General features: G+C 65.6%; 18 protein-coding genes. 10 read left to right on the top strand and 8 right to left on the bottom strand.

Going from position 1 to position 18,635, the window contains the following annotated elements; genetic code table 11:
- Positions 1–44 precede the first annotated feature (44 nt).
- Positions 45–188 carry a hypothetical protein gene (locus tag F2P45_RS04985; protein ID WP_166871065.1) on the bottom strand — a complete coding sequence of 48 codons (144 nt, stop codon included), beginning with the start codon at positions 186–188 and terminating at the stop codon, positions 45–47.
- Between the two features lie 31 nt (positions 189–219).
- On the opposite strand from F2P45_RS04985, the gene F2P45_RS04980 reads away from it, so the two are divergent.
- Positions 220–681 carry a cache domain-containing protein gene (locus F2P45_RS04980; RefSeq protein ID WP_166871063.1) on the top strand — a complete coding sequence of 154 codons (462 nt, stop codon included), beginning with the start codon at positions 220–222 and terminating at the stop codon, positions 679–681.
- A gap of 64 nt (positions 682–745) precedes the next feature.
- Here F2P45_RS04980 and F2P45_RS04975 read toward each other — a convergent pair whose 3' ends face one another.
- Complete coding sequence (locus tag F2P45_RS04975) at positions 746–1,168, bottom strand: hypothetical protein (protein ID WP_166871062.1); 423 nt, start codon at positions 1,166–1,168, stop codon at positions 746–748.
- Positions 1,169–1,465: 297 nt separating this feature from the next.
- On the opposite strand from F2P45_RS04975, the gene F2P45_RS04970 reads away from it, so the two are divergent.
- The 6 genes from F2P45_RS04970 to F2P45_RS04945 all read left to right on the top strand — a co-directional run bounded on the left by F2P45_RS04970 (position 1,466) and on the right by F2P45_RS04945 (position 9,232).
- Complete coding sequence (locus tag F2P45_RS04970) at positions 1,466–3,796, top strand: TonB-dependent receptor (protein WP_166871061.1); 2,331 nt, start codon at positions 1,466–1,468, stop codon at positions 3,794–3,796.
- An 89-nt stretch (positions 3,797–3,885) separates the two neighbouring features.
- The gene (locus tag F2P45_RS04965; RefSeq protein WP_166871059.1) at positions 3,886–5,019 is read left to right on the top strand and encodes an alpha-hydroxy acid oxidase; all 1,134 of its coding nucleotides are present in this window, start codon (positions 3,886–3,888) and stop codon (positions 5,017–5,019) included.
- The gene (locus F2P45_RS04960) at positions 5,013–5,696 is read left to right on the top strand and encodes a Fe2+-dependent dioxygenase (RefSeq protein ID WP_166871058.1); all 684 of its coding nucleotides are present in this window, start codon (positions 5,013–5,015) and stop codon (positions 5,694–5,696) included. The genes F2P45_RS04965 and F2P45_RS04960 overlap by 7 nt, the downstream gene beginning before the upstream one ends.
- A gap of 48 nt (positions 5,697–5,744) precedes the next feature.
- Entirely contained in the window at positions 5,745–6,017 is a 273-nt protein-coding gene (locus F2P45_RS04955; protein WP_166871057.1) for a PepSY domain-containing protein, read from the top strand.
- The gene (locus F2P45_RS04950) at positions 5,995–6,561 is read left to right on the top strand and encodes a cytochrome b/b6 domain-containing protein (RefSeq protein WP_229504916.1); all 567 of its coding nucleotides are present in this window, start codon (positions 5,995–5,997) and stop codon (positions 6,559–6,561) included. Before F2P45_RS04955 ends, F2P45_RS04950 begins: the two co-directional genes overlap by 23 nt.
- Positions 6,562–6,592: 31 nt before the next feature.
- Positions 6,593–9,232, top strand: a complete 2,640-nt coding sequence (locus F2P45_RS04945; protein WP_166871055.1) for a hypothetical protein — start codon at positions 6,593–6,595, stop codon at positions 9,230–9,232.
- Between the two features lie 56 nt (positions 9,233–9,288).
- On the opposite strand, the gene F2P45_RS04940 is transcribed toward F2P45_RS04945, so the two are convergent.
- The 3 genes from F2P45_RS04940 to F2P45_RS04930 all read right to left on the bottom strand — a co-directional run bounded on the left by F2P45_RS04940 (position 9,289) and on the right by F2P45_RS04930 (position 12,264).
- Positions 9,289–9,696: a hypothetical protein gene (locus F2P45_RS04940; protein WP_166871054.1), complete on the bottom strand. Its 408-nt coding sequence runs from the start codon at positions 9,694–9,696 to the stop codon at positions 9,289–9,291.
- A 178-nt stretch (positions 9,697–9,874) separates the two neighbouring features.
- Positions 9,875–11,071 carry an MFS transporter gene (locus F2P45_RS04935; protein WP_166871053.1) on the bottom strand — a complete coding sequence of 399 codons (1,197 nt, stop codon included), beginning with the start codon at positions 11,069–11,071 and terminating at the stop codon, positions 9,875–9,877.
- Positions 11,068–12,264, bottom strand: a complete 1,197-nt coding sequence (locus tag F2P45_RS04930; RefSeq protein WP_223164675.1) for a serine hydrolase domain-containing protein — start codon at positions 12,262–12,264, stop codon at positions 11,068–11,070. Before F2P45_RS04930 ends, F2P45_RS04935 begins: the two co-directional genes overlap by 4 nt.
- Positions 12,265–12,392: 128 nt before the next feature.
- Between F2P45_RS04930 and F2P45_RS04925 the strand changes: the two genes are divergently transcribed.
- Entirely contained in the window at positions 12,393–13,313 is a 921-nt protein-coding gene (locus tag F2P45_RS04925) for a LysR family transcriptional regulator (protein ID WP_166871052.1), read from the top strand.
- Between the two features lie 38 nt (positions 13,314–13,351).
- Here the strand turns inward: F2P45_RS04925 and F2P45_RS04920 are convergent, their stop codons facing one another.
- Positions 13,352–14,332: a lipin/Ned1/Smp2 family protein gene (locus F2P45_RS04920; RefSeq protein ID WP_223164674.1), complete on the bottom strand. Its 981-nt coding sequence runs from the start codon at positions 14,330–14,332 to the stop codon at positions 13,352–13,354.
- 359 nt (positions 14,333–14,691) lie between these two features.
- Here F2P45_RS04920 and F2P45_RS35420 point away from each other — a divergent pair, with 359 nt between their 5' ends.
- Positions 14,692–15,459 (top strand): FxDxF family PEP-CTERM protein, encoded by a 768-nt coding sequence (locus F2P45_RS35420; protein ID WP_187367141.1) that lies wholly within the window; start codon positions 14,692–14,694, stop codon positions 15,457–15,459.
- A 31-nt stretch (positions 15,460–15,490) separates the two neighbouring features.
- Here the strand turns inward: F2P45_RS35420 and F2P45_RS04910 are convergent, their stop codons facing one another.
- Complete coding sequence (locus F2P45_RS04910; RefSeq protein ID WP_166871050.1) at positions 15,491–16,495, bottom strand: lipin/Ned1/Smp2 family protein; 1,005 nt, start codon at positions 16,493–16,495, stop codon at positions 15,491–15,493.
- Between the two features lie 374 nt (positions 16,496–16,869).
- Between F2P45_RS04910 and F2P45_RS04905 the strand changes: the two genes are divergently transcribed.
- Positions 16,870–17,244 (top strand): hypothetical protein, encoded by a 375-nt coding sequence (locus F2P45_RS04905; protein ID WP_166871049.1) that lies wholly within the window; start codon positions 16,870–16,872, stop codon positions 17,242–17,244.
- 31 nt (positions 17,245–17,275) lie between these two features.
- Here F2P45_RS04905 and F2P45_RS04900 read toward each other — a convergent pair whose 3' ends face one another.
- Positions 17,276–18,622, bottom strand: coding sequence for a HEAT repeat domain-containing protein (locus F2P45_RS04900; RefSeq protein WP_166871048.1), 1,347 nt, complete (start codon positions 18,620–18,622; stop codon positions 17,276–17,278).
- Positions 18,623–18,635: the final 13 nt, after the last annotated feature.

Below are 18,635 nucleotides of genomic sequence, written 5' to 3'. Positions count from 1 at the left end.
AAATGTGACGATGGCATGACTGTGGCGCGCGTCCGACAATCGGCTCAGGCTGGTGCGATATGGTCTTCGATGTGGCGGGCAGCGGCCGGATCGACCTGAACCAGCAGAGGCGGGACAGGATACGCCGGGCAACCGTCGCGATTGACTTTCGCCAGCGGCGGGTACACCATCAGGATGCTTGCCGACACATGTTCCTCCCACGCTTGAAGGAGTAAGTTGATGACAATGTTGATCAAAGGTGTAATCGGCGTCGCCGCTTCCCTGGCATTCGCGGCCAATGCGCTGGCGGCGGACGCCGGAACGGCCGAGGAAGCGAGTGCGCTGGTGAAGCAGGGCGTGGCCTTCTTCAAGGCCAACGGCAAGGACAAGCTGATTGCCGAGGTGGCCAATACCAGGGGCCAGTTCGTCAGCAAGGACTTGTATCTGAGCGTGTGGGACACCAAGGCCAAGGTACTGGCGCACGGCGCCAATCCCAAGATGGCGGGCAAGAATATCATCGAGTTGAAAGATGCCGACGACAAGTACTTCATGAAGGAAATCATGACCAAAGCCGCCAATCCGGGCAACGGCTGGGTCGACTACAAATGGGTCAATCCGGTAACCAAGGAAATGCAAGCCAAGTCGGCGTATTTTGAAAAAGTCGAGGACATCGTCATTTCAGCGGGCTACTACAAAAAATAGGCGGCTGGACGGGGCTGCGCGCGGATTCCCCGAAGCGCTCGCCGCCTGAGGCTGGCGCCGCCGATCAGCGCCATCCCTGGCGCTTTTCGGCGGCAACGATCACCATGACCAGCCCCACCGCAGCGAGCACGACGGCGGATGGCCCTTGGTAATACAGCATGACCATCGTGAACCAGACCTCTTCCTCCTTGCTGATCGTGGCCGCGTGCAGCGACAGGCGCATGCCACCGGCCAGCGCCACATTGGCGATCGCGACCAGCGCCTGGCCGGCCCAGTAAAGCTTGCCCGGCGCGCTGGGCGCCATTCCCTTCCTGACCCAGATCGCCGTGAGCAGCAGGGCCACGCCCGCGCAGCCGGCCAGCGTCATCGCCGCCATGCCGCTGCGGGGAACGAGCAGCACTGAGGTCGTCGTGTTCAGAAGCCACAGCGCGAGGTAAAACGCGCAGGCGAACAACAAGGTAAATACGTTGAGATTGGCAAAAAACATCGAGGAAATCCCGGGACAAACAGCGCCACGCCGAGCAGGTTAGTCAACGTTGCAAGAATTGAAAGATGCAATTCTAGTCCTTGTGCAATCAAACCATTCTTTATTCGCCTTCGCCCCCCTCCACTCCCCGCAATGCATCATTTGCGCAACAGAAATGCTGTTGCCGTAAATGCAAATGAGATTGATTAACGTTTACGCTCCTGTGAGATTTGGCTATAATCGGCATATCTATCTGAGGAGTTAATCTTGAAGCAACAGCAATCGCAACAGCCAAAAAGTCTTCGTAGCAAGAGCGACATGACGTTCAATTCAATGAAGAAAACCAGTCTCGCCATGGGCATTTCCAGCGCCCTGCTGATGATGCCGTTTGCCGCCCATGCGCAAACCTCGCCAGCCGCGCCATCGGAAAAAGATAGCAAGACCTTGCCGGACGTCGTTGTCTACGGCAAGTATCTCGACCCGAACCCGAACGCCGAAGTCGGCGCGCCGTACAAGGCCAAGACCTCGGGCGATTCGCGCCACACCCGTCCGCTGGCTGAAACGCCGCAGACCATCTCGGTGATCACCAAGGCCGCGATCGACGATTCGGGCATGACCGAACTCAAACAAATTCTCAGCGCCCAGCCAGGCATCACCCTCGGCACCGGCGAAAACGGCAATGCCTTCGGCGACCGCTACATCATCCGCGGCCAGGAAGCGCGCAGCGACGTCTTCGTCGACGGCTTGCGCGATCCGGGCATGACCACCCGCGAAAGCTTCGCCATCGAGCAGCTCGAAATCTCGAAAGGCCCGAACTCGAGCTTCGCCGGCCGCGGCACCGCCGGCGGCGCGATCAACGCGATCACCAAGCAAGCGACCCTGGACAAGGACTTCCAGCGCGTCACCGTGGGCGTGGGCACCGACAGCCACAAACGCGTCACCGCCGATTTCAACAAAGGCTTCGGCGACAACTTCGCCCTGCGCGCCAACGTGCTGTACGGCGACGAAGACGTGCCTGACCGTAAGCCATCGAGCCGCACCCGCAAGGGCATCGCCGTTTCCGGCCTGTGGGAAGTCAACAAGGACCTGGCCGTCACGCTCGACTACTACGGCTTGCGCACCGACGATAAGCTGCCCGACCTGGGCCACTTCCTGGTCGGCGCCGTGCCGAACCGCGTCCCTGCCACCAACGTGCCGGTGTACGCCCAGTCGAACGACTTCCTGAGCTCGGACGTGGACACCATGACCGCGCGCGTCAACTGGAAACTCGCCCCCGACCTGACCCTGACCAGCCTGACCCGCTACGGCCAGTCGAACAATGCCTACGTCACCACCGGCGCGTCGAGCGGCACGCGTTATGTCGGCAACAGCGTCGCCAACACCACGTCGTTCGTCAGCGCCGCGCTCGATGGCGGCCACACCGGCTGGCAGGATGTCGAGTATTTCGCCCACCAGAGCAACCTGCGCTGGGACAAGCAGATCATGGGCATGAAGCACGAATTCATCTTCGGCGCCGAATACACCGACCATCAAGTCGTCTCGGGTAACTTCACGGTCGCCAATACCGGCGCCTTCAACTGCCGCAGCGCGGCCGCCGTCGGCCCGAACAATGCGCGCTGCTTCAACGTCAATGGCGTACCGGTGGCCGACCTGACCAACTTCGCCGGCCGCAGCAGCACCCGCAACAGCTGGAACCAGGACTGGCAAGTCAAGACCTTCTCGCTGACCGCGATGGACACGGTCGACCTGAGCGACCGCGTGACCGCCTTTGCCGGCATCCGCGCCGACCGCTTCGACCTGTCGCTGGCGCGCCGCACCCCGGCCACCAACCTGGTCACGGGCGAATACAGCTACACCGACACCCTGGTCAACGGCCACGCCGGCGTGAGCTTCAAGGTCCTGCCGAAACTGATCGTCTACGGCAGCGCGGCGAGCTCGCAGGACATCAACGGCGGCGAAGCCGATTCGGGCACCAACAGCGGCTACGGCGGCGCAGTGCTGTACCAGAACAAGATCGCCGGCGCCAAGCCGGAAACCTCGATCAACCTGGAACTGGGCACCAAGTGGAACCTGCTTGACGACAAACTGCTGGCCACCGCCGCCATCTTCCAGACCAAGAAGAAGGATGTGATGGAAGGCGCGAACTACGACACCGTCGGCACCTTCAACACCGGCAAGAACAAGGTGCAGGGTATCGAATTCGGCCTGACCGGCAACATCACCGAAGCCCTGTCAACCCAGGTCGGCGCGGCCATCATGAAGTCGAAAATCACCGGTTCGGCCTCGCCTGTGGGCATCGGCCGCGAACTGGCCAACTTCGCCGAAAAGTCGTTCTCGGCCCAGGCCAAGTACCAGCTGACCGACACCTTCTCGTTCGGCGCCGTGGCCCGTTACGAGAGCGGCCGTTGCGGCGGCCAGCCCGACACCGCTGCCGGCTACACCGCCGGCAACCAGTGCGCGCAGCCGGTGCCGTCGTTCACCGTGTATGACGCGTTTGCCACCTACCGCTTCTCGAAGAAGCTGGACCTGCGCCTGAACGTGCTCAACGTCGGCAACAAGGACTACTTCACCGCCGTGTACCGCTCGGGCGCCTTCCTGTACAAGGGTGACGCACGCGCTGTTCGCGTGGCGCTGAACTACGAACTGTAAGAACTGTCAGCGCGCGCCGCGTCAAGTCGCTTGAGCGGCACGCAAGTTCGCTACAATGCCGGGTACCCCCCGGCATTTTTCATTTGATGATGACACCACCACTCCCAGGCGCCCAGCCGCCTCTTGGCAAGATCCCCGCCGACATCGGCTGCGCCGCCGATTATGAATTGCTGGCGCAGCGCTTCATGGCCGCGCCCAGCTACGATTACGTGGCCGGCGGCAGCGGGCGCGACCTGACCGTAGCCGCCAACCTGGCCGCCTTCGCGCGCTGGGATATCTATCCGCGCCTGCTCTGCGACGTCGGCGCCGGCCACACCCGCGTTACCGTGGCCGGGCAGCAGTTCGCCCATCCGGTGTTCCTGGCGCCGGTCGCCTTCCAGAACCTGGCGCACGGCGCCGGCGAACTGCAAAGCGCGCGCGCGGCCCACGCGGTCGACAGTTGCCTGGTCAGCAGCACGCTCTCGTCCTGCACCCTGGAAGACGTGGCGCGCGGTGCCGGTCCGCAGCGCTGGTTCCAGCTGTACTTCCAATTACGCCGCGAAGACACGCAAGACCTGCTCGCGCGCGCCGCGCAGGCCGGCTACACGGCCATCGTGGTCACGCTCGACGCCCCGATCCAGGTGCCCAGCAAGCGCGCCCTGGATGCGGGTTTCCGCATGCCGGCCGACTGCGTGGCGGCCAACCTGCGCGGCTACGCCCCGGCCGCCACGCCCGCCCTCGCGCCCGAACAGAGCCGCATCTTCCAGGGCATCATGAGCAGCGCCCCGACCTGGGACGACCTGCGCTGGCTGCTGGGCCAGACCACCCTGCCGGTGCTGGTCAAGGGCGTGCTGCATCCCGACGACGCCGTTGCCCTGCGCGCCATCGGCGTGGCCGGGCTGGTGGTATCGAACCACGGCGGGCGCACCCTCGACGGCGCCCCGGCCAGCCTGGACGTGCTGCCGGCCATCCGCGCCGCCGTTGGCCCGGCGTTTCCGCTGCTGTTCGACGGCGGCATCCGCTCCGGGGCCGACGTGTTCAAGGCGCTGGCCCTGGGCGCCGACGCGGTGCTGGTCGGGCGCCTGCAGATGTACGCGCTCAGCGTGGCCGGCGCGCTCGGCGTGGCGCACATGCTCAAGCTGCTGCGCGAAGAACTCGAAGTGTGCATGGCCCTGGCCGGCTGCGCCACGGTGGCCGAGATCGACAGCGGCACCCTTCTGCGCCGCCAGGACGCGCCATGCTGACCACCCTCGACGCGGTCCTCTCCAAGGACGAAGTTCGGCAGTGTCGCGCCTACCTCGACAAGGCCGAGTGGCGCGATGGCGCGGCCACCGCCGGCACCCTGGCGCGCTCGGCCAAGAACAATGCCCAGATCGACGACGGGGCCGAAGTGGCCGTCAGCCTCGGCAACCATATCCTGCGCACGCTGGGCAATACGCCGCTGTTCATCGCCGCCGCCCTGCCGCGCAAGATCTATCCGCCAAAATTCAATCGCTACAGTGTCGGCGAAACCTATGGCACGCACGTTGATAGTGCTGTGATGCAGATTCCCGGCACCCATCTGAGCCTGCGCAGCGACCTGGCCGCCACCCTGTTCCTGGCCGAGCCGGATGAATACGACGGCGGCGAGCTGGAAATCGATACCGAATTCGGCGTCCAGACCGTTAAACTGGGCGCCGGCGACATGGTGCTGTATCCGGCCTCGAGCCTGCACCGGGTCACGCCGGTCACGCGCGGGGCGCGGGTTGCCTCGTTTTTCTGGATCGAGAGCCTGGTCGGCGACGAGGCCGAGCGCACCTTGCTGTTCGACCTGGACCAGACGATCCAGAACCTGACCCCCGGCCTGGCGGCGGACGACCGCAACCTGCTCAAGCTGACCGGGATTTACCACAACCTGCTGCGCCGCTGGGCGGCGACCTGATTTTTCATCTGATTTTTCATCCGATTTTTCAATAAACAAGGAAACGACATGACTTCGACCTTCGCCAAACTGGTACCGCTCGTCCTCGCCTTCGCCGTCAACGGCGCCTGGGCGCACGGCGACGTGAAATGCACCACCCGCCCAAAAGCGGAGTGGAAACCGCACACCGAACTGCACGAAAAACTGACCAAGGAAGGCTGGGTGATTCGCCGCATGGAACAGACCCCGAGCTGCTACGAAGTGTATGCCAAGGACCCGCAAGGCAAGCGCATCGAAGCGTTTTTCGACCCGGTGACCTTTGCCCGCGTCGAAGAGAAGTAATCTGAGCAAAGCCTCGCAAAAAATCTGGGATGTGCCGGTGCGCCTGCTGCACTGGTCGCTGGTCGCAAGCATCGTCGCGGCCTGGGCGACCAGCGAGCGGATCGACGGGGCGCACGAGCTCATCGGCTACGCCTCGGCCGCCATCGTGGCCGCGCGCCTGCTGTGGGGCTTCGCCGGCAATCGCTACGCCCGCTTTTCCCACTTCGTGCGCGCGCCCGGCCCCACCGTCGCCTACCTGCGCGCGGTGGCGCAGGGCCGCGCCGCGCGCCACCTGGGCCACAATCCGCTCGGCGGGGCGATGGTGATCGCCCTGCTCTCCTGCGTGGGCCTGCTGGCCGTCAGCGGCTGGGCGCTCGGCACCGACCTGCTGTGGGGTTATGCCTGGCCGGTGCGGCTGCACGTGGCGCTTGCCTGGACCCTGGTCGGACTAGTGGTGCTACACGTGTCGGGCGTGGTGTTTACCAGCTTGCAGCATCGTGAAAACCTGATCCTTGCCATGATCACCGGCAAAAAGAAGCCGCCTGCGCAGGGCGACCAGGATTGATCCTGTCCAGGTAACGAAAGAACGCGTCTCCATGCCGCCTGATACGCAATCGCTTGAACGTCCCCTCCTTCTCGCTCTGATGCGCGGCGCCGACGGCCTGTTTGCGTGGGTCGCCGATGCGTCCGACGGCGCGCAGGCACCGGCGCTGCGCCGCATGGCGCTGGCCGAGCTGCCCGCCGGCCTGTATCCGCAGCGCGACACCTTGCTGGCCGACTGGCGGCAGGTCCGCGCGGCGCGCGAGCTGGGCGCCGCGTGGCCGGCCCTGTGGCGCGTGTTCCGGGCCACGCTGTCCGAGTCCGGCGACCAAGCCGCGCCGATGCCGCGGCGCGTCACGCCGGCCGCGCGCCCGATCGCCACCGCCGCCCACCCGCGCGCCTTTCGCGGCACCAAATTCCAGCCGCCCAAACAGGCGGCACCGGTGCTCGACCTGGCCGCCTGGCTGGCGGACGACCGCCTGTTCGACGGTTTTCTGGCGCGCCACGACCACGCGCGCCTGCCGCTTCCCGGCGCCGACGGCGCGCCGCTCGCACTTGCTGGGGCTGCGGATCGGGTGCCAACCGTGGCAAGCTTGCTGGCGCAGGGAGCGGGCCAGTGGCCGGCTGTCCCGGAGGCCTTCCGCCGCGCCTTCCTGTGGCGGCTGCGCACGCGTCCATTGAGCGAGCTGCTGGCCTGGCTGCAGCTCTGGCGTGGGCTCGGCGGCGTGCCGCACGGGCCCGCATTGATCGTGCCCGCAACCCTGTGCGCACTGGCCCCGCACGAGCATGCCTGGGCCGCGCTGGCGCTCACGCTGGCGCCGCCGCGCCAGATCGTCTTCTTGACGGCAGTGCTGAAACAGCGCGCGTACCTGCTGGCGCCGGGCGTTCTGGATCAAAGCCAACTGGCCGCGATCGATGCGCTTGACGCGGACGACGAGCGTTTCGCCGCCTACCTCGACGCCGTGCTCGATAACCTTCAGCGCAAGGTGAGCGTGGCCTACAGCCTGGAAGGCTGCCTGCTGGCCAGTCAGAGGGTCACTCCTCTTCGCCCGCACGAGTTGAGGTCCAGGCTGAGAGCGGGCAAAGCGTGCCCGGACTTTCGTGTCAGCGATATTGTCCGCATGCGCGTCACGCTTGGTCCGGATGGCGATTACCGCAATCTGCGTCTCTGGGAAGACTGCGCACACGCACCTGGACTGGCGCAGGTGCTGCGCGACACCTGCTGGGAAAAGCTCAGCGCCGGCGTGGCCGACACCTGGCTGTCAATCTTCACCAGCACGGTGTGGTACGACGACGATCAGACAGAAAAACAGAATGACAAACGCTGGCGTGCCCACCTTGCGATTTTTCCGACCTGGCACGCCGACCTGATCGCCCTGTCGGGAGTGTGGCAAGAAAAATATGTGCGCCTGACGAGCGACTATGCGAGCCGTTGGGACGATGGCGACACCTTGCGTGATAGCGTGGCGCACCTGGCGCCCTTGCTGCGGCGGCTGTGCAGCCCGCCGTTTTCAGCGGACACCGACATCGGGTTTCCGCTTTCCAGCATGGCCGACGCCTTTCCCGTGGAAGGCTGGCGGCAACTGGCCGCCGCTGGCGAGCGCACCTGGCTGACGGTGGAAAGGGCCTGCCGGCGCGAGGACGATGGCAGGATGATCGGACGCGGCCTGGCCAGCCTCGCGCGATGCTGGCCCGCATTCACCATGCGCAGCTTTAGTTTGGCACCACAGAGCCTGATGCGCGTCGCGCGGCTGCTGGGATACATCGCATGGGAACGCCGCCGCCAGTTCCTGTCCGAGAGCGCGCATACGGTCTGGTTTTCCACGCGCTGGACCGAGCTGGCGCCGGACGACGCCTGCCGCATGCTGTACCGGCTGTGCCTCGACTGCGGCGTGCAAAGCCCGGTGCCACGGCGCCTGCGCGAGCACTTCGAAGGCAAGGTGGTCTTGAGCGAGGCGCAGATCGCGCGTCACTGCCACCTCGCCATGTCGCGTATGCCGCACGTGCTGCTGGCGGCGCTGGAGCAGGCAATCCTGCGCAGTATCGACCAGCCGTTCAAGCTGCATGACCGATCCGGCGCGGCCAGCCACGCGGTGCGCCTGGCGGCCGGGATCGACACTAACCGCAAGGGATTGCGGCGCTTTCTGCGCGAGCAGGCCGAGGGCCGCGCCGGTGCCTACCTTGAGCACTCGCTTAACCGCGCCTGGTTCGCGCGTCATCCGCGCATCGACGCGCTGGCGTGGCAAGGCGGCGCGCTATGCGTGGACGTCGACGGCCTGCCCGGCGCGCGACTGACGGTGGCAAGCGATCCGCTCGACATCCTGATGCTTGGCACTCACGTGGGCAGTTGCCTCGGCCTGGGCGGCTTGTGCGACTATTCCGCTGTGGCCTGCCTGCTCGACGCCAACAAGCAGGTGGTGTATGCGCGCGATGCCGCCGGCCGGGTGCTGGCGCGCCAGTTGCTGGCGATCGATGAAGGCGACCGGCTGGTCTGCTTCGCGGTCTATCCGCCGAACGCCAATGAAGCGCTGCTGCGCGCGTTTCATGCCTTCGACCAGGCCATGGCCGCGTCCCTGGGCATCGACATCTATCGCCATGATGACGACGACGCGTACGAGGTCGCCATTGTCCTGGCCGAACACTGGTGGGACGACGGCCTGTGGCAGGAGCAGGACGACTACGCCGCTGCCGACTGACGCCGCGCCAGCGCTGGCAGCCGCCCGATACCGGCAGCGTTCACGGCGAAGGCCGATTAATGGCGTGCGCTCTTTTCCCCTGGCGTGATCAGGAACACCAGCTTGCCGTTTTTCGGATCGTTTCCGGTCCATTCCGTGCCCAGCTTTTTGCCTGCCAGATCGAGGCAATATTCGGGCGTCACCCGCTCCGGCGTGGGATCGACAGTGGTGCAAATCTGATCCTTGTCGGCACGCCAGGAGCCTTCCGACAAGGTGCTGCCGGCAGTGTGGCGAACCCGTCCGGAAGGGTCGAAGTAAATCGCGCTCGGGCCGAAGCGGTTCGTCACAAACATCGTGTTCCCGCTGACCAGGCTGGCGGCTCCATGACTGGTATTGTCGGTGGTGCGCGCCGCCGGAACGGTGCACGCCACGCACGCCACGCACGCCAGTGCCATGCTCGCGCAGGCCAGGGGTTTCTTCAACATCGTCGCTCCCATGCCTTTCCCATCCAAGAAATGATTTCCAATGGTTACCAGTATGCCACGCATGATGCAGCCGATGCAATATTAACGAAAAGGCCATCTCCGCTCACTGATGCGCAACGCTGGCCGCTGGTTCAACCAGGTACGTGAGGGACGACGGCGTATGGCACGACAGGGACAACTACGCCGCCGCGCCGCTCTCCTCCTCAGCGATGACGCGGCGCCGGGCGCCCGCGCCGCCGTACAACACTACCTTCAGTCCTGCCAGCAGCATCGCCAGCAGCGCGAACAGCACACCACTCAACAAACTCCCGCGCATGCCGGCATGCGCGATGAACACGCCGCCGGCGACGGAACCGATGGTCACGCCCAGGTTGATGAAGGCGATATACAAGCCAGCCGCAAACGCCGGCGCTTCCGGCGCCGCCGAACTCAGCCATACCTGTGTCACGACCAGGCCACTGGTATGCGCGGCTCCCCAGAACAGCATGATCGCCGCCATCCCCGCCACGCTGGCGGTACCGGAAAAATACAAGGCGGCATACGCCACAGCCAGCACCAGCGGCTGCAGCAGTACGGTCGCGACCAGGCGTTTTGCCAGCAGGCGTCCCGCCAGCGCATTGCCCGACAAACCGCCCAGCCCGAACACCAGCAGCATCAGGCTGATCGTGTTGCCGTCCATGCCGGCGCGTTTGAGCAAGTGCGCCGTGTAGGCATACACCGAGAACATGGCGGCAAACACCATCGTGGCAGCGCCGATATTGAGCCAGAGCGCAGGCTTGCGCAGGATGCGCAATTGCGCGCCGTAGGAGAGCATGGCGCCGCCGTGCGTGCGCGGCAGCCACACCAGCAGTCCCGCGCCCGCAGCCAGGTTCACGGCGGCGCAGAACAGGAACGATGCCTCATAGCCGACAGCGGCGGCAATCCAGGCGGTCAGCGGTATGCCCAAGACCATGCCCATGCTGGTGCCGATGAAGGCGCGCGCACTGGCACGGGTGGCCTCGCGCGGGGGATACATGGCGACCGCGGCGACCATCGCCAACGAAAAGTAGACCGGGTGCAGCAGCGCCGCCAGCATGCGCAGCGCCAGCAGCGTGTCGAACGTCGGCGCGTAGGCGCACAGGGCGCTGACGACGGCGAACAGCAGCAGCGCCCCGGCGAGCAAACGCTTGCGGTCGAATCGGGAAGCGAGCAGCACCAGCAGCGGCCCGCCCAGCGCGACCACCAGGGCGAACAGGCCGACCAGCAGCCCGGCCCGCGCGGCCGACACGTGGAAACGCTCGATCACCAGTGGCAGGATCCCCACCACGCCGAACTCGATGCAGTACAGGCCGAACAGGCCAAGGGCGAGGAAGAAAATGGGATGCGGGCCCTTCATGGCCGCACCCCGGCGGCGCTGTCCGTGCTGCCGTAGACCGCCTGGCACAGCTGGTCGACGAACGCGCCCGACATGCCTTCGAGCGCGGTGTTGGTGAACGCAACCACGCTCAACGCGCGCCGCGGATCGACGAACCACGAGTGGCCGTAGGTGCCACCCATGCGCCAGGTGCCGGGCGACTCGGGGCTGGCGGCCGCGCGCGCGTCTTTCAGCACGGTCACGCCCAGGCCGAAGCCGCGTCCAGGCCAGTATGCCATCGGCAGCTCGCCAATCCGGTTGCCGGTCATTTGCCGCACCAGCGCTGGCGGCAGCAGCGGCGCTCCGCCGCATCGCAGCATTTCCAGCAAACGCAGCAGGTCGGGCGCCGAGCCCACCATGCCGGCGCCGCCGGACGGATAGGCGCCGGCGTCCAGCGCGCGTCCCGGCGCCAGCCGAAAACCCGCACTGCCGTCGATGAAGGGAAGCCGCTCGGCACCGCGCAGAAGGCGCGGTGCCGGACTGGCGTTGGCGTAGGCTTGCGCCAGCCGCTGCGGGTCGGCCACGCCAAAACCCGTGTCGCGCATGGCCAGCGGTTCGCACACCAGTGCCGCAACCGCCTGCGCCAGCGGCATCGCGCAGGCCTGCTCGATCACCGCGCCCAGCACATCGGTCGCCAGCGAATAGCGCCATTGCGTACCCGGCGGGTACAACAGCGGAACGCTGGCCAGCCGCACCAGGTTCTCGCGCAGGGTGAGGCCGCTGTCATCCATGCCGTCGGAGACCTGGGCGCGCGCGTAGGGACCGTCCTCTTCCTGGAAGAAGCGATAGCCCAGGCCGGCGGTATGGGTCATCAGTTGGGCGATGGTAATGACGGCCGGCGCGCCGTCCGCCAGGGTCGGCTGGAAGTAAGGCAGGTAGGCGGCCACCGGCGCATCGAGGTCGAGGCGCCCCTGCGCGACCAGCACCAGCGCGGCCGCCGAGACGATCGGCTTGGACACGGAGGCAAGGCGGAACAGGGTATCGGGCGCCATCGGCCGGCCCTGCTCGCGGTCGGCCATCCCGGCGGCGTTGCGGTAGATCAGGCGAGCGCCTTGGGCGACCAGGACCACGGCGCCGACCAGGCGCCGTTCGGCCAGGGCACGTTCGATCACGGCATCGAGGCGCGCCGGCATTGCCGTGTCGGCATGAGTGAAAGTATGCGGGGAATCGACCATGGGATTTCCTTGTTAACGAGGGAAATCCAGCTTAGCCTTGTACGAACTGAAGAAAAATGGGCTACAGTTCCGCTCATAACGGACTTCACCATCCGCAATCGGGCATCGGGCATCGGGAATCGAACAGCATGGATCATTTGGGAGGAATCGCCGCCTTCGTGCAGGCGGCCGAGGCGCGCAGCTTTGTCGCGGCAGGGCGCATGCTGGGCGTGTCGGCCTCGGCCATCGGCAAAAGCATCGCGCGCCTGGAATCGCGCGTGGGCGTGCGCCTGTTTCATCGCAGTACCCGCAGTATCGCCCTGACCGCCGAAGGCGCGCTATTCCTTGAAAGTTGCCGCCGCATTTTGCTCGAGATCGAACAAGCCGAGCAGGCGTTGTCCAGCACCAGGATGGCGCCGCGCGGACGCCTGAAGATCAGCCTGCCCCTGGTGGGCGGCTTGCTCAATCCGGTGTTGGTGGCGTTTGCGCGGCGCTATCCGGACATCGAGCTCGATATCGATTGCACCGACCGCCGCGTCGACCTGATCGAAGAAGGCTTCGACGCGGTGGTACGCGTGGGCGAGACCGCCGATTCGCGACTGATGAGCCGCAAGCTGGGCACCTTCCATTTGCAACTGGTGGCCTCGCCCGACTACCTGCGCCGGCATGGCTGGCCGTTGCTGCCGGCCGACCTGGCGCGCCAGCGCTGCCTGCTGTACAAGTTCCCCAGCACCGGCAAGATCGAGCCGTGGCCGGTCGGCGGGTGGGAACAGCTGGTCGGCGCCGGCCTGCCGACGGTGCTCGAATGCAGCACGATCGACACCCTGATGTACTTTGCCGAACAGGGAATGGGCATCGCCTGCCTGCCCGACTTCGCCGTTGGCGCGGCACTCGCCGATGGCCGCCTGCACGCCGTGCTGGCGGAGCACACCCGTCACAATGGGGTATTTCAGGTGTTGTGGCCATCAAGCAAGCATCTGTCGCCGAAGCTGCGCGCGCTGATCGACTTCCTCAGCAGCGAGGTATTCGCCAACGCTGGCGCCACGACCAAGGACCACGTTGCTCCTTAGCCTCCCGGCATGGCGCCGGATCACTCACGCCTGCTGCATCAGCGGCGGCAACTGGCCACCGGCGTCGGCGTCACCACGAACGACAAGTGCGACCCGTACTCGCCGTGGATCGGCTGGGTGCCGGAGGCGCCCGCGTTGGGGCCGATGATGTAGGTATTGGCCTTGGCGATCCCGCCGTCGGCATACGCCGCGATATCGGTGGTCGCGTTACCGTAGGCGCGCACGATGTTCAGGCCCACCACATCGCGCAGGTGGCGCACGTAATCGGTCTTGAATTTTTGCGTATCGGGCGGAATCGGACCGTCGCCGTACGGGTTGGAATGATAGTGCCAGCGCCCGACCTTTTGAATATCGAGCCACTCCAGGCCATCCTTGGTAACCCAGTACGGGCGCGCCGTCAAAAAGATCACCTGGTAGCCCTTCTCGCGGTAGGCGTTGACCACCTGCGGCGCGTAGTAATACGCGGTGGCGGTCTTGACGCCGACGTAATCGGCATAGGCTTCGAAGTCGTTGATGGTGAGCGTGCCGTCGATGTCGAACAGCACCGCGTCGCGCCCGGCGTCAACCACGCTCAGGTAGCCGGTGGTGCCGCTCAAGTCGCCTTCAACAACAAAGCGCACCACATAGTCGCCGACCGGGCGCACGCCCAGCGGCACGTTGACCTTGCCGTCGCTGTCGGTCACGAAGTTGCCGACGTACTGCCAGCCGCTCATGCCGGTCCCGTACAGATACGCGTGCACCCGCTCGCCTTCCAGGTCCTTGTGCAGCACGGCGTCGTAATCGAACTTGCCGGTGATGGTCGCCGCCGTTCCGGCCTTGACGATGGTGTCGTGCGCCATGTGCCAGGGCTTGTACAAGCCGGCCAGGATGGTATTGCCGAACTTCGAAAACGTTTTCTTCGCCGGCCCGGAAAAAGCCGGCGGATTGGCTGCGGTGGTGTAATCGGGACAGGCGGCAACGGCAGGCAAAGCGGAACAAGCACAGGCAATCGCAATGCAACGCGCAACGGGTTTCAGCATGAAGGTCTCCGCAGGATGAGGGGATAGTCAGATGACGACGACACAAACTTTACGATTGTGTCTTGCCAACATTACCCTGCCGTGAGCATTTCTAAAATGACATTGTCACCTTTTTGACTGCGATGTTCAAAAAACAAGGATGAGTGTTGTATCGCGTGTACGGATACCCCCGCTGTCGGCGCCGGCGCCATGCGCCCGGTAAAACATGTTCCCGAATAAATGCTCGACAACGATCTTATTGACCAAAAAAACAACAAAATCCCCTATGCATATACGTTATTAACAATATGTCATGATTGACAGGTTTATACTGAGGCGAGCCAGCCGATACCCGGCAGCCCTCTCGCGAAAGCACCCCCATGTCCAACACCTCTTCCAGGCTCGCTTATTGCGTCCTCGCCGCTGCGGCGATCGCAACCGGCTCCGCCCATGCGCAATCGATCAGCACGTCCGCCTCCATTTCACAGTTCTCCTACCAACTGGTCGACCTGGACCTGACCGACAACATCTCCCCGAGCATTTTTTTTACGGAACACTCCGATAGCAGCTTCAGCTACTTCACCGACGCGCAAACCGGGAAAGTCACGTCCCAGAGCATCGGCACCCTGGGTACCACCTCGGCGAGCCACGCTGGCGGCACCGCGAGCACCAGTACGGACGCAGCCAACTGGCGTTCGACAACGTTCGCCAACGCCACGGCGCCGACCAGGGGCACCATGCAGGCCGGCACCTCCCACCTCGACAGATTCAGGCTGAGCCCGAACACGGGGATGATCATTTCCGCGATCGGCACCGTCAGCAACGACGTATCCAATCCGGCCATCGACTCGCGGGGATGGGCGTATTTCAGCCTGAAGGGCAGGCTGGGTGACCAGGAAGGCCAGACTCCCGGTGAAGAAATGACGTTCTACCAGTCCTATTACGCGCGCTTGACCGGCACGAAAACGTACACTGTTTCCGCCTATCTGGCGTCAGGTAGCACCGATGGCTATGGCCATCTCGAGTTTGACACCAACAACGTAGCAGAGGTCATTTCGGCAGTGCCCGAGCCGGAAACCTACGCCATGCTGCTGGCCGGGCTGGCGATGGTGGGCTTGTGCGCCCGCCGCCGCAAAGCCGCCAGGTAACTGCCGGCGAGGCGGCCCGCCCAAGCCACGGTCAGGATGGCGCGGGAAGGGTCGCATCGGCCCGGCAGCGCGCCAGCGGCGCCGGCCTGACCAAGAGGCGGTAGTGCTCCGCATACTCGCCGTGAAGCGGCCGGGTGCCGGCGACACCGGCATGCGGCCCGATGATATAGGTATCGGCCTTGGCCATGCCGGCGTCCGCATACGCCCCGATATCGGTGAGGGCATTGCCGTACACGCGCACGATATTGAGACCGACCGCATCGCGCAAATGGCGCACGTAATCGCCTTTGAACTTCTGGGTATCGGGCGGCACCGGGCCACCGCTGTAGGGATTGCTGTGATAATGCCAGGGCGCGATATTGTGCAGCTCCAGCCACGCGCGTCCATCCTTGGTCACCCAGTACGGCCGCGCGCTCAGAAAGATCAACTGGTAGCCCTTGTCGCGGTAGGCATTGACCATCTCCGGGGCGTACCGGTACGGCCTGGCGTTCCTCACGCCCACGTAATCGGCATACGCCTCGAAGTCGCTGGTGGTCAGGGTGCCGTCGATATCGAAGACAATCGTGTCGCGCCCGGGGTCGACCACGCTCAGGTAGCCGCTGGTGCCGCTCAGGTCCCCTTCCACCACGAAGCGCACGACATACTCGCCCACCGGCTGCGTGCCCAGCGGTACGTCGATCTTGCCGTCGCTGTCGGTCAGGTAATTGCCCACATACTGCCAGCCGCTCATGCCGGTCCCGTACAGATACGCATGCACGCGCTCGCCTTCGAGGTCCTTGTGCAGCGCGCCGTCGTAGTCGAATTTGGCGCTCATGCCAGCCGGCGTTCCCACCTTGACGATGGCGTCGTGCGCCATGTGCCAGGGCGCGTACCTCCCCGTCAGGACCAGGTTGCCGAGGTTGGCGAAAGGCTTTTTGATCGGGCCGGCCAAGGTCGGCGGATTGGCGGCCGTGATGTAGTCGGGACAGGCTGCAACGGCAGGCAGGACGGTAAAAGCACAGGCAAGCGCCAGGCAGCGTGCAACGGGGGTGGACATGCGGGTTTCCTCTGAAATGATCAGCGTACGACGATGGCGTCGACGCCACACCGTCAGATTGTAACCCGTCAATTTTTCCTTACCGCAGGTATTTATCGAGGAGCATGTTGCTGCATCGGGGAAACGGAGCGCGCCACCGGCGCCAGAGCAAGCCGGCGCTTGAGCGGACACAAGCGCCCCACGGCGGGCGGCTTGTAGTCTGGCCGGACAGGCGCAGCGGCAGAGCGGCAGAGCGGCAGCCGGCGTGCTGTGCGCGCGGACGCGGCGCCTGGCGTTTCCTTGCCTCAAGCAAGCGCACCGCCTTGCCGCAACGGCGCGGTGGGTGGCGAGGAGCTGGCAACACGTTTGCGGCGCAACCCATCAGGGGGAATATCATGGCTATCAGAAACGATCTCAACGGACTGCGGATGCAAATGCCCGGCGCACCGCACGTCTATCTCATCGATCAGGGCAGGAAGCGGCACATTCCCGATCCGCTCACGTACAACAACCTGTTCCGCGACTGGAACGGCATCTTGCAAGACCCGCATCTGAACAATATCGACACCGGCGTCGCGCTCAGCCATGGGGCCGTGCTGGCCCAGGCGCAGGGCGATGCGGCGGTGTACCTGATCGACAATGGCGTCAAGCGCCACATCGCCTCGCCGGCCACCATGGACCGCTATTACTTTGACTGGCACAAGATCCAGCACGTGGCGCCGATCCTGGTGCGCTCGATCCAGAATGGGCCGACGATTGGCTGGCCGTAGGCAGCGCTGCGCCCGGTCAGCCGCAGGTCGCTCAGCGTACCGCTGCGCCCGCGAGCATGGCGTCGATCCGGGCGATGCAGGCTTGCTGGACCAGAGCGCTGGCCCGCACGTGCACCCGCAGTCCGGGATGACTCTGCTGCAGGCTGGCTGCGGCAATGCTGCGTAGCGCCTGCGGGGCATCGCGCAGCAGCTCGCGCGCACGCGCCGGCGTCAACACGGCGCCAGCCAGATAGCGCAGCCCATGCGACAGCCCGCCGGACGGATGGTGCCGCACTGCCGCCACGTCCGGCAGCGCCAGGCCGAAATCGGCGTCCGTGCCCACGCCGCTCACGCGCGGCGTGGGCTGGTCGCGCTCCGGCTCGGACCCACCCAAGCCGGAGGCGACCAGATCGACACCGGTCATGGTCTGCCACACCCAGCCGGCGTAGCGCTCCAGCCCGGGCATATCCATGTGTTCGATGACGAGCGGCAGATGGCACGGATCGCCGTGCCAGGCCACGAAGCACAGGCGGACACGCGCCGGCAGCGCCGCCAGGGCGGCCGCGCATACCGCGCCGGGAGGCTGGAGCAAGGCCAGCTGTTGTACCCAGCGCTCCAGCCGCCGCTGCGCTTGCATGCGGTACCAGCCGCTGGCGCCGGCGGCCAGCTCGGCCTGCGTGGCCACGCAGTGCCACAGGATGGGCAGGAAGGGCCAGGCCGCGCCTGGCCGCGCATGCCCGGCCAGGCTGCCGATCGCGATCGCCGCTTCCGCGCGTACCGCCGCGACCGGATCGTCCAGCAGCGCGTGCACGCCGTCCCAATGGCCGCTCGCGCCAGGCAAAGCGGCGGCGGCGCGGCAGGCCGCCGCGCGCACATGCGGGTCTGGATCGGCCAGAAAGATGGCCAGCGGCCGGGCCATGACCAGCGCCGCCTCGCCCCCGATGAGGGCGATGGCGCGCAAGGCGGCAACCTGCATGACGCTGTCGCTGTCCGTGCCGGTCCATTGCGCGATCACGCGGCCGGCGTCGGCCGCGGGCAGCCAGGCCAGGGCACTGACAACGCCGCGCAACAACTGGTCCGGATGCGCGCGCAGCTGCTTGAGCAGGGCCTCGCTGTACGCCGGCTCGGCCATGGCAAACGCGACATACGCGCAGACGAAGGCCTCGGCCGGCTTTTTCCAGCGCTCCAGGGCGGCGTGGCAGTGCGGCCAGGCGTGCGCACCGGCAACGGCCAGCCCCTCCAGATGAGCGACCAGCAGCTGGCTGAAGCTGCCCAGCGCGGCCAGGCCGAGCCGGGGGGAGTCGGCAGATGCGTCATGCCGGTTCCAGTAAAATGCCGCGTCTTCGGCATGGCGGCGGACCAGAGGGGGGATCGCGCCAGGAATGAGGTGAGCAGGCATGGTGGCGCGCTCC

The sequence above is a fragment of the Massilia mucilaginosa genome, from assembly GCF_011682145.1.
Classification (GTDB): domain Bacteria; phylum Pseudomonadota; class Gammaproteobacteria; order Burkholderiales; family Burkholderiaceae_D; genus Telluria_A; species Telluria_A mucilaginosa.
Note: the sequence above shows the minus strand (reverse complement) of the source record. Positions and strands in the feature narration are given on the sequence as shown.

Coding starts and splice junctions, on each gene's coding strand:
- F2P45_RS04965 (WP_166871059.1), top strand. CDS start 3,886: ATGACACCACCACTCCCAGGCGCCCAGCCGCCTCTTGGCAAGATCCCC.
- F2P45_RS04935 (WP_166871053.1), bottom strand. CDS start 11,071: ATGAAGGGCCCGCATCCCATTTTCTTCCTCGCCCTTGGCCTGTTCGGC.
- F2P45_RS04920 (WP_223164674.1), bottom strand. CDS start 14,332: ATGCTGAAACCCGTTGCGCGTTGCATTGCGATTGCCTGTGCTTGTTCC.
- F2P45_RS04980 (WP_166871063.1), top strand. CDS start 220: ATGACAATGTTGATCAAAGGTGTAATCGGCGTCGCCGCTTCCCTGGCA.
- F2P45_RS04925 (WP_166871052.1), top strand. CDS start 12,393: ATGGATCATTTGGGAGGAATCGCCGCCTTCGTGCAGGCGGCCGAGGCG.
- F2P45_RS04960 (WP_166871058.1), top strand. CDS start 5,013: ATGCTGACCACCCTCGACGCGGTCCTCTCCAAGGACGAAGTTCGGCAG.
- F2P45_RS04905 (WP_166871049.1), top strand. CDS start 16,870: ATGGCTATCAGAAACGATCTCAACGGACTGCGGATGCAAATGCCCGGC.
- F2P45_RS04955 (WP_166871057.1), top strand. CDS start 5,745: ATGACTTCGACCTTCGCCAAACTGGTACCGCTCGTCCTCGCCTTCGCC.
- F2P45_RS04975 (WP_166871062.1), bottom strand. CDS start 1,168: ATGTTTTTTGCCAATCTCAACGTATTTACCTTGTTGTTCGCCTGCGCG.
- F2P45_RS04930 (WP_223164675.1), bottom strand. CDS start 12,264: ATGGTCGATTCCCCGCATACTTTCACTCATGCCGACACGGCAATGCCG.
- F2P45_RS04945 (WP_166871055.1), top strand. CDS start 6,593: ATGCCGCCTGATACGCAATCGCTTGAACGTCCCCTCCTTCTCGCTCTG.
- F2P45_RS04900 (WP_166871048.1), bottom strand. CDS start 18,622: ATGCCTGCTCACCTCATTCCTGGCGCGATCCCCCCTCTGGTCCGCCGC.
- F2P45_RS04940 (WP_166871054.1), bottom strand. CDS start 9,696: ATGTTGAAGAAACCCCTGGCCTGCGCGAGCATGGCACTGGCGTGCGTG.
- F2P45_RS04970 (WP_166871061.1), top strand. CDS start 1,466: ATGACGTTCAATTCAATGAAGAAAACCAGTCTCGCCATGGGCATTTCC.
- F2P45_RS35420 (WP_187367141.1), top strand. CDS start 14,692: ATGTCCAACACCTCTTCCAGGCTCGCTTATTGCGTCCTCGCCGCTGCG.
- F2P45_RS04910 (WP_166871050.1), bottom strand. CDS start 16,495: ATGTCCACCCCCGTTGCACGCTGCCTGGCGCTTGCCTGTGCTTTTACC.